The organism is Streptomyces sp. NPDC059917 (genome assembly GCF_042730635.1).
GTDB lineage: Bacteria > Actinomycetota > Actinomycetes > Streptomycetales > Streptomycetaceae > Streptomyces.
The window spans coordinates 23,315-35,266 of record NZ_JBHWLC010000082.1 but is presented as its reverse complement, the minus strand read 5'-3'; the positions used below and the strand labels follow the sequence as shown (position 1 = coordinate 35,266).

At 73.9% G+C, this 11,952-nt stretch carries 14 protein-coding genes; 9 read left to right on the top strand and 5 right to left on the bottom strand.

Annotation, left to right across the window (positions count from 1 at the left end):
- Nucleotides 1-89: 89 nt before the first annotated feature.
- Nucleotides 90-875 carry a LysR family substrate-binding domain-containing protein gene (locus tag ACFWAR_RS32860; RefSeq protein ID WP_385785223.1) on the bottom strand — a complete coding sequence of 262 codons (786 nt, stop codon included), beginning with the start codon at nt 873-875 and terminating at the stop codon, nt 90-92.
- A gap of 58 nt (nt 876-933) precedes the next feature.
- Between ACFWAR_RS32860 and ACFWAR_RS32855 the strand changes: the two genes are divergently transcribed.
- Complete coding sequence (locus ACFWAR_RS32855) at nt 934-1,338, top strand: DUF5997 family protein (RefSeq protein ID WP_385785221.1); 405 nt, start codon at nt 934-936, stop codon at nt 1,336-1,338.
- A gap of 95 nt (nt 1,339-1,433) precedes the next feature.
- On the opposite strand, the gene ACFWAR_RS32850 is transcribed toward ACFWAR_RS32855, so the two are convergent.
- From ACFWAR_RS32850 to ACFWAR_RS32840, 3 genes are read right to left on the bottom strand one after another with little or no spacing between them, the layout of a single operon-like run.
- Nucleotides 1,434-1,844, bottom strand: a complete 411-nt coding sequence (locus tag ACFWAR_RS32850) for a VOC family protein (protein WP_385785218.1) — start codon at nt 1,842-1,844, stop codon at nt 1,434-1,436.
- A 10-nt stretch (nt 1,845-1,854) separates the two neighbouring features.
- Nucleotides 1,855-2,286 (bottom strand): helix-turn-helix domain-containing protein, encoded by a 432-nt coding sequence (locus ACFWAR_RS32845; RefSeq protein ID WP_385785215.1) that lies wholly within the window; start codon nt 2,284-2,286, stop codon nt 1,855-1,857.
- Nucleotides 2,283-3,671, bottom strand: a complete 1,389-nt coding sequence (locus ACFWAR_RS32840; protein ID WP_385785213.1) for an SMI1/KNR4 family protein — start codon at nt 3,669-3,671, stop codon at nt 2,283-2,285. The genes ACFWAR_RS32845 and ACFWAR_RS32840 overlap by 4 nt, the downstream gene beginning before the upstream one ends.
- A gap of 46 nt (nt 3,672-3,717) precedes the next feature.
- Here ACFWAR_RS32840 and ACFWAR_RS32835 point away from each other — a divergent pair, with 46 nt between their 5' ends.
- From ACFWAR_RS32835 to ACFWAR_RS32800, 8 genes are all read left to right on the top strand, one after another.
- Nucleotides 3,718-4,584: a hypothetical protein gene (locus tag ACFWAR_RS32835; RefSeq protein WP_385785210.1), complete on the top strand. Its 867-nt coding sequence runs from the start codon at nt 3,718-3,720 to the stop codon at nt 4,582-4,584.
- A 43-nt stretch (nt 4,585-4,627) separates the two neighbouring features.
- Nucleotides 4,628-5,404, top strand: coding sequence for a maleylpyruvate isomerase family mycothiol-dependent enzyme (locus ACFWAR_RS32830; RefSeq protein ID WP_385785207.1), 777 nt, complete (start codon nt 4,628-4,630; stop codon nt 5,402-5,404).
- A gap of 165 nt (nt 5,405-5,569) precedes the next feature.
- Complete coding sequence (argC, locus tag ACFWAR_RS32825; RefSeq protein WP_385785204.1) at nt 5,570-6,610, top strand: N-acetyl-gamma-glutamyl-phosphate reductase; 1,041 nt, start codon at nt 5,570-5,572, stop codon at nt 6,608-6,610.
- Nucleotides 6,607-7,767 (top strand): bifunctional glutamate N-acetyltransferase/amino-acid acetyltransferase ArgJ, encoded by a 1,161-nt coding sequence (gene argJ, locus ACFWAR_RS32820; protein WP_385785201.1) that lies wholly within the window; start codon nt 6,607-6,609, stop codon nt 7,765-7,767. The genes argC and argJ overlap by 4 nt, the downstream gene beginning before the upstream one ends.
- Nucleotides 7,764-8,684: an acetylglutamate kinase gene (argB, locus tag ACFWAR_RS32815; RefSeq protein ID WP_385785199.1), complete on the top strand. Its 921-nt coding sequence runs from the start codon at nt 7,764-7,766 to the stop codon at nt 8,682-8,684. Before argJ ends, argB begins: the two co-directional genes overlap by 4 nt.
- The gene (locus ACFWAR_RS32810; protein ID WP_385785196.1) at nt 8,681-9,898 is read left to right on the top strand and encodes an acetylornithine transaminase; all 1,218 of its coding nucleotides are present in this window, start codon (nt 8,681-8,683) and stop codon (nt 9,896-9,898) included. Before argB ends, ACFWAR_RS32810 begins: the two co-directional genes overlap by 4 nt.
- Before the next feature lie 7 nt (nt 9,899-9,905).
- Nucleotides 9,906-10,442 carry an arginine repressor gene (locus ACFWAR_RS32805; protein ID WP_354382611.1) on the top strand — a complete coding sequence of 179 codons (537 nt, stop codon included), beginning with the start codon at nt 9,906-9,908 and terminating at the stop codon, nt 10,440-10,442.
- Nucleotides 10,443-10,458: 16 nt separating this feature from the next.
- Nucleotides 10,459-11,259 carry a hypothetical protein gene (locus tag ACFWAR_RS32800; RefSeq protein WP_385785193.1) on the top strand — a complete coding sequence of 267 codons (801 nt, stop codon included), beginning with the start codon at nt 10,459-10,461 and terminating at the stop codon, nt 11,257-11,259.
- A 24-nt stretch (nt 11,260-11,283) separates the two neighbouring features.
- On the opposite strand, the gene ACFWAR_RS32795 is transcribed toward ACFWAR_RS32800, so the two are convergent.
- The gene (locus ACFWAR_RS32795) at nt 11,284-11,940 is read right to left on the bottom strand and encodes a L,D-transpeptidase (protein ID WP_385785228.1); all 657 of its coding nucleotides are present in this window, start codon (nt 11,938-11,940) and stop codon (nt 11,284-11,286) included.
- Nucleotides 11,941-11,952: the final 12 nt, after the last annotated feature.

Genomic DNA, 11,952 nt, shown 5'->3' with positions numbered 1-11,952 from the left:
CCGCCTACTGGACGTAATCGGGCGTTCCGACAACGCCGCGAGGCGCGGTACCAGGCGTCGCGAGCCAGGCGCTACTTTCGAAACACGCCCTAGCGGCCGCGCGGCTTGCCGCGCTTGGCGCCGCCCTTGCCGCCGCCCTTCGCGCCGCCCCCGGAGGCACCGCGCGGGTTCTTGCCCGCGGTCGGCTTGCCGCCGCCGGGCTTGCGGCGGGCCGCCGCGGGGTCGGGGCGCTTGGCCTTCTTCGGCTGCGGCGGGGTCGGCGTGCGCCCCCGCGAGCTGTTGACCGTACGACCGCGCACGATCCCGATGAACTCCTCCACCAGCTCGGGCGCCTCGTCCGCCTCCGGCCACGACAGCGCGATGCGCGACTGCGGCGCCTCCGTCAGCGTGCGGTAGGTGAGGTCCTTGCGGTGGTGCAGACGGGCGAGCGACTGCGGCACGACGAGCACGCCGATCCCCGCCGCCACCAGCTCGATCGCGTCCTCCGTCGTCTCGGGGCGGGCGATCGCGGGCTTGCCCGGCAGCTGCTCCCAGTCGAGGGTGTCGTCGAGGGGGTGCAGCACGATCTCCTCGGCCAGATCGCCCGTGGAGACCTCTTCGACCGCCGCGATCAGGTGGTCCTTGGGGATCACGACCACGGTGGTCTCGGTGTAGAGGGGGATCGCACTGAGGTCCGTGCGGTCGATCGGCAGCCGCACGAAGCCCGCGTCGGCGCCGCCGCCGCGCAGCAGCGCGGGCGCCTCGCCGGGGGTCACCTGGACCAGCGTCAGCGGGACGTCGGGCAGCCGCTCGTTCCAGATCCGCACCCACTTGGTGGGCGTCACTCCCGGGACGTACGCGAGCCGGAACGAAGGGGGTGTTTCCGAGCCTGTCACCCGGCCAGGTTACCGGTCGTGGTCGGAGGTAGCGCACACGCTCGATACCCTTGACCCCATGACGTCGCACCAGAACGCCCAGACCATGAAGCCCGCGACCGCGGCGAAGAAGCTGGGTGTGTACCTCGAGGCCACACCCGCCGAGTTCCAGGAGGGTGTCGTCTCGCGGGCCGAGCTGAGTGCCCTCCAGGCCGAGCCGCCCCAGTGGCTCCAGGACCTCCGCCTCAACGGTCCGCACCCGCGTCCCGTCGTCGCGTCCAAGCTCGGCGTCTCCATCGCCGGTCTCGCGCGCGGGGGCGTCACGGACGCCCTGACCACCGAGCAGATCGAGGCCATCAAGGCCGAGCTGCCCGAGTGGCTCCAGAAGGAGCGCGCCACGCAGGCCGACGTCCGCAAGGAGACGGTCCGCATCAAGGAGCGCAACGCGGAGCGCGCCGCGAAGGCCGCCGGCCAGAACCCCTGATCGCGAAGATCACCACCGGTGCCCCGGACCCGCGGACCTGCCGCGGGGCCCGGGGCACCGGTGCGTGGTGCCGCGCCGCGCCCCCGGGGCCGGTGTCAGCGCGGCCGGTTGAAGCGGAGCATGTTGCCCGCCGGGTCGCGAAAGGCGCAGTCGCGGACGCCGTACGGCTGGTCGGTCGGCTCCTGGAGCACCTCGGCGCCCGCCGCCCGGATCCGCTCGAAGGTCGCGTCGACGTCGTCGGTCGTGAAGATCACGCCGCGGAGCAGGCCCTTGGCCAGCAGTTGCGCCATGGCCTGCCGGTCGGCCGGCGAGGCGTTGGGGTCGGCGAGCGGCGGTTCGAGGACGATCTCCACGTCGGGCTGCTCGGGGGAGCCGACGGTGACCCAGCGCATCCCCTCGAAGCCGACGTCGTTGCGCACCTCCAGGCCGAGGGTGTCGCGGTAGAAGGCGAGCGCCGCGTCGTGGTCGTCGACCGCGATGAAGCACTGCGAGAGCTTGATGGTCATGACTGCGACGCTACGACGTGCGGCCGGATCCCGCCCCCGCTTGCGGCGGCCCGCTCCGGGAGGGGCGGGTGAGGATCTTGGCCACGCAGGCGGGGATCGCCGCGCCCTCCTCGTGGCGGCGGGCCCGGTAGGCGCTGGGGCTCTCGCCGACCAGTTCGGTGAAGCGGGAGCTGAACGACCCCAGCGAGGTACAGCCGACCGCGAAGCAGACCTCGGTCACGCTGAGGTCGCCCCGGCGCAGCAGCGCCTTGGCCCGCTCGACGCGGCGGGTCATCAGATAGCCGTACGGCGTCTCGCCGAAGGCCGCGCGGAAGCTGCGCGAGAAGTGCCCGGGGGACATCAGCGCGATGGCCGCGAGCGCGGGAACGTCCAGGGGCTCGGCGTAGTCGCGGTCCATCGCGTCCCGGGCGCGGCGCAGTCGTACGAGGTCCTCGATCGTCACCGGCCCAGCATCGCACGGGCGTCCGCCGCCACGGGGCCGATGTTCCCTTCGAGCAGCGTCTGCTCGATCGGGGGCCGGTCCCACAGGGCCAGGATCTCGTTGGCGACGTCCACCACGGGCAGGTGCTCCTCGTCCCGCACGGTGACGGCCGCGGCTTTCAGGGTGCGCGGCACGGCTCCGGCGTCCAGCAGGAGGCGCCATTCCCGGACGCCGACCGCCAGGAACTCCAGCGCGGGCAGGCCCGTGACCTCCAGCGGGTCCGCCAGGGCGCCGGGCGCCGCCGTGAGCGTGCGCAGCCGGGGCAGTCCGAGGACCGGGGCGAGGGCGAACGGCGCGCCGCCGCCGTCCGGGGCCTCGACGGTCAGGACCTCCAGGGCGGGGTGCGCGGCCTCCTCGACGCTGCCGAGGCCGCCGGTGCGGACCGCCGCCGTGATCCCGGGCGGCTCCGCGACGCGGCCGTGGGGCTCCTCCCGTACCCGGCCCAGCACGAAGTCGGTGAGGGAATCGGCCACCAGCTCGGCGCCGAGGCTCTGCTCGTGACCGACCAGCAGGACCTGCCCGAGGTGGCCGCCCGGGCCGGGCGTGAGGTCGATCGCGTACTCGTCGCCGCCGTTGCTCCCGAAGCCGATCCAGCCCGGCGAACCGGCCAGGGGCTGCACCGCGGCGTCGGGTGCGGCGCCGATCGCCCGCCGGGCGCCGATGCCCCAGCCGGTGTGGCGCTCCGCCGCGTCGACGGCGCGCAGGTCCGCCGGACCGCCCAGCTCGCAGCCGACCGCGTCGCCCGCGAGGTCGGCGCCCTCGAAGTCGTCGAACCAGTCCACCCGGGCCACCCGGTAGAGCGCCTTCAGTTCCTCGGACAGGGTGACGCCCAACCGTGCCTCGGCGGCGTCGATCTCCTCCCGGGTCGCGCCCACGGCGTCGGGCAACCGCTCGCGCAGCGTCCGCTCCAGCAGCGCCGGATCCGCCGACGGCGCCGGTACCGCCCCGGGCACCGGTTCGGGGCGGCGCAGCCAGGGAGCGGGGAGGGAGCCCTCGACCAGGACGAGGACGCCCAGGTCGGCGTAGCCGCAGGGGGCCTCCACGACGGGGCTCGGCCAGACCACGGCGAGCGTGGTCCGCCCGTCCGGCCGGACCTCCGCGCGGAAGGCGACCTCCTCGACGCGGCCGCGCGCCAGCGCCCGCTGCAGGTCCTCCACCGCGCCGCGCGCCGTCGCCGACATCGCGCCCCGGTGGGCCAGGCTCCATCCGTGCTGCCCGACGCGTCCCGCCACCCGGGCCACCTGCCCGCGCTCGCGCCGCGGGTCCGCGGTCAGCACCAGCCGCAGTACGGGCTCCCAGGCCGCGAACTGGGACACCGAGGACAAGGGGGGTCTGTGATCCGTCATGATCAGACCGTACGCAGTGGTCGGCGGGTTCTCGGGGGCGGGGCGAATGATCGAAGTCGGGCGGCAGGGCGCGTTCAGCGCGAACAGCGTCGGCTGGGAGCGCCGGCCGTTCCCCTTGGCGTTCAGCCTCCGCGAGACCGAGGGGCTGTGGCGGGTGCAGGCGTGCGCGGCGCAGGCCGGTGAGCTGGTCGACCTGCTCGCGGCCGCGGCGAACGACGCGGTGGCGGTGGTGTCGCTGGAGACCAACTCCTCCCTGGACGAGCACGGGCACCCCCTGCGGCCCTCGCTCGTCGCGGCCGACCTCGGCGTGCCCTGCGCGGTCCACCCGCTCGGACCCCGGGCAGCCGGGATGAACGGCCTCGGGGAGGAGTTCCTGGTGCTGGAGCGCGACCTGCTGCCGCGTCTGCTGGACGGCACCTGGTCGCCGTACGAGTTCGCCCTGATCGACCTGCCCGCCGACCGGAGCCCGGAGCAGCTCGACGAGCTCGCCCTCGTGCTCGGCACGACCGGCTTCGAGGAGCCGCTCCTGAGCCGCCTGACCGGCTCCCGGGTCTGGTTCTCGGGCCACGACGACTGCTACCTGCTCCTGGAGACGAGCGACCCCGCCCTGCCGGCCGCGGTCCTGGCGCGGCTGCTGGCGCTGATGGCCGGCGCCGCCCTCGTCGACGGCGAGCGGAAGCCCCTCGCGCGCGTTCCCGAGCCCGCTCCCGGGCTCGCCGAGCGGCTGATCGCCGCGGCACCCCACTGGATCGGAGCCCTGGGCGAGGTGGGCGACCCCACGGGCGCCGAGCCGCTGGTCACCATCGACCTGGCCGCCCTGCCCGCGCCCTGGCGGCTGGGCGAGCCCTTCCCCGGGCGGGTCGACTTCACCGCGACCCTCGACGTGCGCCGGGGCACCTGGCGGCTGCGGTGAAAATCGCTGTCCGATCATCGGAGCGCGGTGATAGACATCCGGCGTGGAAAAGAATCTTGAGTTCCCGGACCTGCTGCGGCTGATCGACGAGCGGTCGACCGCCTTCCGGGCCGCCGTCGCCGCAGCGCCCAGCCTCGACGCACAGGTGCCCACCTGCCCCGAGTGGACGCTGTTCGATCTGGTGCGGCACCTGGGCGGGGGAGACCGTTTCTGGGCCGCCATCGTCGGCGCGGGCCCCGCCGACGGCCCGCCGGCCGAGGCCGTCGCCGCGCGCGCCGCGCTGGAGGTGCCGCGGGAGCGCGAGGCCCTGCTGGCCTGGCTGGCCGCGTCGACGCAGCTCCTGCTGAGCGCCCTGCGCGAGGCGGGACCGGACGCCGAATGCTGGGCGTGGTGGAGCGCCCTGCAGACGCCGCGCAGCTCCGGCGGAGTCGCCCGGCACCGGGTCCAGGAGAGCGCGGTGCACACCTACGACGCCCTGCTCGCCGCGGGCGACCCGCAGCCGCTGCCGGTCGAGCTGGCCCTCGAAGGCGTCGAGGAGTTCCTGTTCACCTGCGTCGCGTCGTCCAGCGCCTGGCCGCACGAGCCCACGACCTTCGACTTCCACGCCTCCGAGGGCCGCTCCTGGCGCCTCACGGTCGACGGCGACGGCGCCCGCTCCACCCGCATCCCCGCGCCCACCGAGGCGGCCGGTGCCTCCGTCCACGGCACGGCCGGTGAGCTCGTCCTCTACTTCTACGACCGCGTCCAGGCCGCCTCCCTGCGCGTCGAAGGGGACGCGGGCCTGCTCGACCTCCTCCGCGCCTGGGAGCCGGAGAACTGACACCTCGCGCCGTGACGGTGGGGCCCCGCGGGACGCGGGGCCCCACGCGGCGTTTCCCGGCCCGCCGCCCGCCCGGCCCGCCCGTACGGGGATGCGGGGGCCGATCGGAGCTTTGCATAAACGTGCATCGAAACGTATAGTCATGCCATCGACGAGGAGGGTCCGATGGTGGTTCGTGTTGCGGTGGCCGGAGCGAGCGGGTACGCGGGCGGGGAACTGCTGCGCCTGCTCCTGGCCCACCCCGAGGTCGAGATCGGTGCGCTGACCGGCAACTCCAACGCCGGAGCGCTGCTGGGCTCGCTCCAGCCGCACCTCGTGCCGCTGGCCGGGCGCACCCTGGAGGCGACCACCCCCGAGGTGCTCGCCGGTCGGGACGCCCCGCACGACGTGGTCTTCCTCGCCCTGCCGCACGGCCAGTCGGCCGCCGTCGCCGCCCAGCTCGGCGAGGACGTCCTCGTCGTCGACATGGGCGCCGACCACCGGCTGCGATCCGCCGCCGACTGGGACGCATTCTACGGGGCCCCGCACGCCGGTACGTGGCCCTACGGCCTCCCCGAACTGCCGGGCGGCCGCGCCGCGCTGGAGGGGTCCAAGCGCATCGCGGTCCCGGGTTGCTACCCGACCGCCGTCTCCCTGGCCCTCTTCCCGGCCTACCGGGACGGGCTCGCCGAGCCCGAGGCCGTGATCGTCGCCGCCACCGGAACCTCCGGCGCGGGCAAGGCGCTCAAGCCCCACCTGCTCGGCTCCGAGGTGATGGGCTCCATGAGCCCGTACGGCGTGGGCGGCGGCCACCGGCACACCCCGGAGATGATCCAGAACCTCTCGGCCGTCGCCGGGACCCGCGTCTCGGTGTCCTTCACCCCGACGCTCGCCCCGATGGCCCGGGGCATCCTGGCCACCTGCTCGGCCAAGGCCGTCCCCGGAACCACCGCCGAGTCGGTGCGCGCCGCCTACGAGAAGGCCTACGCCGACGAGCCCTTCGTGCACCTGCTCCCCGAGGGGCAGTGGCCCGCGACGGCATCCGTCTACGGTTCCAACGCCGTTCAGGTCCAGGTCGCGTACGACGCGTCCGCGCAGCGGATCATCGCGATCAGCGCCATCGACAACCTGACCAAGGGCACCGCCGGTGGCGCGGTGCAGAGCATGAACATCGCCCTCGGGCTCCACGAGAGCTTGGGTCTTTCCACGATCGGAGTCGCACCGTGAGCGTCACGGCAGCACAGGGGTTCAGCGCGGCGGGCATCGCCGCCGGGATCAAGGCCAACGGCAACCCGGACCTGGCCCTCGTGGTCAACCACGGGCCGCGCCTGAGCGCGGCGGGCGTCTTCACCTCCAACCGGGTCAAGGCCGCCCCCGTCCACTGGTCCGAGCAGGTCCTGCGCGGCGGCACCGTCAGCGCCGTGGTCCTCAACTCCGGCGGCGCCAACGCCTGTACCGGCCCCCGGGGCTTCCAGGACACCCACGCCACCGCCGAGAAGGTCGCCGCCGTCCTCGGCGGCGAGCACAACGCCGGTGAGATCGCCGTGGCCTCCACCGGGCTGATCGGCGTGCTCCTGCCCATGGACAAGCTGCTGCCCGGCATCGAGACCGCGGCTGACGCCCTCTCCGCCGACGGCGGCGAGGACGCGGCCGTCGCCATCAAGACCACCGACACCGTCCACAAGACCGCCACCGTCAGCCACGCCGCGGGCTGGACCGTCGGCGGCATGGCCAAGGGCGCCGGGATGCTCGCCCCGGGCCTGGCCACCATGCTCGTCGTCCTCACCACCGACGCCGACCTGGACAGCGCCACCCTCGACAAGGCGCTGCGGGACGCGACCCGCACCACCTTCGACCGGGTCGACTCCGACGGCTGCATGTCCACCAACGACACCGTGCTGCTCCTCGCCTCCGGCGCCTGCGGCACCGCCCCGGCCTACGACGAGTTCGCCGAGGCCGTACGGACCGTCTGCGACGACCTGGCCCGCCAGCTCATCGGCGACGCCGAGGGCGCCAGCAAGGACATCCGGATCGAGGTCGTGAACGCGGCCAGCGAGGACGACGCCGTCGAGGTGGGCCGCTCCATCGCCCGCAACAACCTCCTCAAGTGCGCCATCCACGGCGAGGACCCGAACTGGGGCCGGGTGCTCTCCGCGATCGGCACCACCAAGGCCGCCTTCGACCCGGACCGGCTGAACGTCGCCATCAACGGGATCTGGGTCTGCAAGAACGGCTCCGTCGGCGAGGACCGCGACCTGGTCTCGATGAAGGGCCGCGAGGTCCGGATCACCGCCGACCTGGCCACCGGCAGCGAGTCCGCGGTCATCTGGGCCAACGACCTGACCGCCGACTACGTCCACGAGAACAGCGCGTACTCCTCATGAGCGCCGGATCCGGCAGTGCCCGCAAGCACACCGCCCTCCCCAAGGCCGAGATCCTCATCGAGGCACTGCCCTGGCTGACCCGCCACAACGGCAAGATCGTCGTCATCAAGTTCGGCGGCAACGCCATGATCGACGAAGACCTCAAGGCCGCCTTCGCCCAGGACGTGGTCTTCCTGCGCCAGGCCGGTCTGCGCCCGGTCGTCGTGCACGGCGGCGGTCCGCAGATCAACGCCCAGCTCGACCGGCACGGCCTGGTCAGCGAGTTCAAGGCGGGCCTGCGCGTCACCACCCCGGAGGCGATGGACGTCGTGCGGATGGTGCTCGCCGGACAGGTCCAGCGCCAGCTCGTCGGCCTGCTCAACCAGCATGGACCGCTCGCCGTCGGCATGACCGGCGAGGACGCCCACACCATCACCGCCGTCCAGCACCGGCCGGAGATCGACGGCGAGAGCGTCGACATCGGCCGGGTCGGCGAGATCACCGCCATCGAGACCGGTGCGATCGAGGCGCTGCTGGCGGACGGCCGGATCCCGGTCATCTCCTCCATCGCGCGCAGCGCCGACGACGACCACGTCTACAACGTCAACGCCGACACCGCGGCCGCGGCGCTCGCGGCCGCCCTCGGCGCCGAGACCCTGATGGTCCTCACCGACGTCGAGGGGCTGTACGCGGACTGGCCGAACAGCGACGAGGTCATCAGCCGGCTCACCGTCAGCGAGTTGGAGAAGCTGCTCCCCGAGCTGTCGAGCGGCATGGTCCCCAAGATGGAGGGCTGCCTGCACGCCGTCCGCGGCGGCGTCGGCACCGCCCGCGTGATCGACGGACGGGTCCAGCACTCGATCCTGCTGGAGATCTTCACCGACGAGGGCATCGGCACCATGGTCGTGCCCGACGCAGAGGGAGGGGAATCCGCGTGAGCGGGAACAGCTCGAACCAGGAGTACACGGGCCGCTGGAAGGCGGCGCTCACCGACAACTACGGCACCCCCGCGCTCGCGCTCGTGCGCGGCGCCGGGGCCCAGGTCTGGGACGCGGACGGCAAGCAGTACACCGACTTCGTCGGCGGCATCGCGGTCAACGCCCTCGGCCACGCCCACCCGGCGGTCGTCGGGGCGGTCTCCGCGCAGATCGCCTCGCTCGGCCACGTCTCCAACCTCTACGCCTCCGAGCCGGTCATCGCGCTCGGCGAACGGCTGCTCCAGCTCTTCGGCCGCCCCGGCAAGGTCTTCTTCTGCAACTCCGGCGCCGAAGCGGTCGAGGCGGCCTTCAAGGTCGGCCGGCTGACCGGACGCACGCACATGGTCGCCACCACGGGCGGATTCCACGGCCGCACCATGGGCGCCCTCGCCCTGACCGGGCAGCCCGCCAAGCAGGCCCCCTTCCTGCCGCTGCCCGGCGAGGTCACCCACGTCCCCTACGGCGACGTGGAGGCCCTGCGGGCCGCCGTCACCGAGGACACCGCCCTCGTCCTGATCGAGCCGATCCAGGGCGAGAACGGCGTGGTCGTCCCACCCGCCGGGTACCTGACCGCCGCCCGCGAGATCACCCGTGCCACCGGCACGCTGCTCGCCCTCGACGAGGTGCAGACCGGCATCGGCCGCTGCGGGCAGTGGTTCGAGCACCAGGCCCACGACGGGGTCGAGCCGGACCTCGTCACGCTCGCGAAGGGGCTGGGCGGCGGTCTGCCGATCGGCGCCCTCGCCGCCTTCGGCCCGGCCGCCGACCTGCTCCGGCCCGGCCAGCACGGCACCACCTTCGGCGGGAACCCGGTCGCCTGCGCCGCCGGGCTCGCCGTCATCGACACCATCGCCGCCGACGGACTCCTGGGCCGGATCAAGGAGCGGAGCGAGCAACTGCGCTCCGGAATCGAGGGCGCCGGTGCGGACGGGCGCCACCCGTTGGTATCCCATGTCCGCGGTGCGGGCCTCCTGCTGGGTATCGTGCTGACCGAGCCCCTCGCACCGAAGGTGCAGCAGGCGGCTCAGGATGCCGGCTTCCTGGTCAACGCGCCCGCCCCCGACGTCGTACGGCTGATGCCGCCGTTCGTCCTCACCGAGGCGGAGGCGGACGCGTTCCTCCGGGCCCTGCCCGGCATCCTCGACGCGGCCCACGGGGACGGATCCGGAGAATGAGACGACGATGAGTCAGGCGCAGGAACACGAGGCGAGCGGCCAGTCCGTTCCGCAGACCCGAACCGCCCGCCACCGCCGGATCGTGGACATCCTCAACCGGCAGCCGGTCCGCTCCCAGAGCCAGCTGGCGAAGCTGCTCGCCGACGACGGGCTGAGCGTCACCCAGGCGACGCTCTCCCGGGACCTCGACGAGCTGGGCGCGGTGAAGATCCGCAACACCAACGGCGAGTTGATCTACGCGGTTCCGAGCGAGGGCGGTTTCCGCACCCCGCAGGCCCCGCTGGGCGAGTCGGCGAAGGAGGAGCGCATGCGGCGCCTCTCCGGTGAACTGCTGATCTCGGCGGAGGCGTCCGCGAACCTGGTGGTCCTGCGCACCCCGCCCGGCGCCGCCCAGTTCCTCGCCTCGGCGATCGACCAGGCCGAACTCCAGGCCATCCTCGGCACGATCGCGGGTGACGACACCCTGATGCTGATCAGCCGCGATCCCGCGGGCGGTCAGGCGCTGGCCGATCACCTCCTGCGTCTGGCGCAGAAGGAGGGCTGAGGGCGACCCTGGGGGGATGAGCCAACACCCCCTCTGGGCAGCGGTGTTCGAGGCCGCTGCCGTCGCCCTTGCCTGTTACGCCGTGCTCGGAGTGCTCTGGCGCCTGCGGGACCGGTCGGACCGGTCCGCGGCCGCGCTGCTGGCCACCGCGCCGCCCGATCCGTACCACGCGGTGGCCGTGGCGGGTCGGGCCGAGGACGTCCACCGCCCGGCGGTCGCCCGGTTGCTGCTCGACGGCTCCGTGGAGGTGGACGAGCGTGGCAGGCTCGTCCCCGCCGCCGGGAGCCCGCACCAGGAGGCGCCGTCGGCTCCGGTGCACCCGCTGCCCGCCGCCGTCCTCGCCGCGCTCGTCCGCCGCTCCCGGCCCACGAGCACGGCGGAGCTGTCCGGGGACCGGGAGCTGCGCGCGGCCCGCGAGGCCTTCCTGACCGCTGAGGACGCGAAGTACCCGCACCTGGCCGAGGTCCGCGACCACGACCGGATCGCCGACCTCGCGGTCCTGCTCGTCATGGCGGTGGTCGCCTGGTACAGCTTCCAACTGGTGGTGCTCTCGCGGCCGGACACGCTGCGCGGGATCGTGCTGATGGGCACCTTCGTCCTCGCGGTCGCGGTCGGGGCCTGCGGCGCGCTGCTCGCCGCCATGGCCATGGTGCGGGTGTGGCCGGGGCGCCGCGACCACTTCCGCACGCACTGCGCCGCGCTGCCCCCGCACCCGGACCTCCTCGCTCTGGACCCGGAGCTGCTGGCCCGCGTGGACCACCGGGAGCCGCGCCCGGTGGAGTACGACACCTGGGTGGACAGCGGCGGCGCGTTCTGAGCCGCCGCCCGCGGGCGCCGGTGTTCAGTACCGGGTCACGTCCAGCGGCCCCGACTCCGTGCCCACCGCGATGTGCGGCCGGCGTTCCGGTCGGGCCCAGCGCAGGATCGCGCGCATGGACTCCTCGGGCACCGACACGCATCCCGCCGTCGCGCCCTTGCCGTTGACGTGCAGGAAGATCCCCGCGCCGCGCCCGTGCACCGGCCGGTCGTAGTTGAAGCCGATGACCAGGGCGTGGGCGTACTGCTTCGCGTAGCCCACCAGGTGCTCCGCCTCGCCGGGCGCGCAGTCGGCGGGCAGCGGCTCCACCCACCGGTTGTAGTGGAACGAGGCGTTGTCCTGGCACCACCAGGAGCCCTCGCGGACGGGCCGGTAGGTGTACGCCGTCCCCACGGGCGCCGGTCGGATCCCGAAGGCGTACGGCAGGTCGTACAGGCCGGTGGGCGTGGTGTCGGTGCCCTGGACGCGGGTGGCGCCCTCGGTGAGGCCCTTCGCGCCGAACCGGGCGGGCGCCCGGCCCATCGCTACCCACCGCCCGGACCGGCGCTCCCACCAGGTCAGGCGGCCGGTGGTCGCACCGGCCGAGGGGGCGACGGCGGTGATCAGCTGGCTTCCGCCACCGGTGTCGGCGAGCCGGTCCGCGAGCGTGGATCCCCACGGCGGTCCCGACGCGGCGAGCAGGGAGGTGACGAA

Excerpts from the sequence above, each read along its gene's own strand:
- ACFWAR_RS32850 (WP_385785218.1), bottom strand. The coding sequence starts at position 1,844 with ATGACCATCAAGCTCTCGCAGTGCTTCATCGCGGTCGACGACCACGAC.
- ACFWAR_RS32805 (WP_354382611.1), top strand. The coding sequence starts at position 9,906 with ATGAGTCAGGCGCAGGAACACGAGGCGAGCGGCCAGTCCGTTCCGCAG.
- ACFWAR_RS32835 (WP_385785210.1), top strand. The coding sequence starts at position 3,718 with ATGATCGAAGTCGGGCGGCAGGGCGCGTTCAGCGCGAACAGCGTCGGC.
- ACFWAR_RS32840 (WP_385785213.1), bottom strand. The coding sequence starts at position 3,671 with ATGACGGATCACAGACCCCCCTTGTCCTCGGTGTCCCAGTTCGCGGCC.
- ACFWAR_RS32855 (WP_385785221.1), top strand. The coding sequence starts at position 934 with ATGACGTCGCACCAGAACGCCCAGACCATGAAGCCCGCGACCGCGGCG.
- argB (WP_385785199.1), top strand. The coding sequence starts at position 7,764 with ATGAGCGCCGGATCCGGCAGTGCCCGCAAGCACACCGCCCTCCCCAAG.
- ACFWAR_RS32800 (WP_385785193.1), top strand. The coding sequence starts at position 10,459 with ATGAGCCAACACCCCCTCTGGGCAGCGGTGTTCGAGGCCGCTGCCGTC.
- argC (WP_385785204.1), top strand. The coding sequence starts at position 5,570 with ATGGTGGTTCGTGTTGCGGTGGCCGGAGCGAGCGGGTACGCGGGCGGG.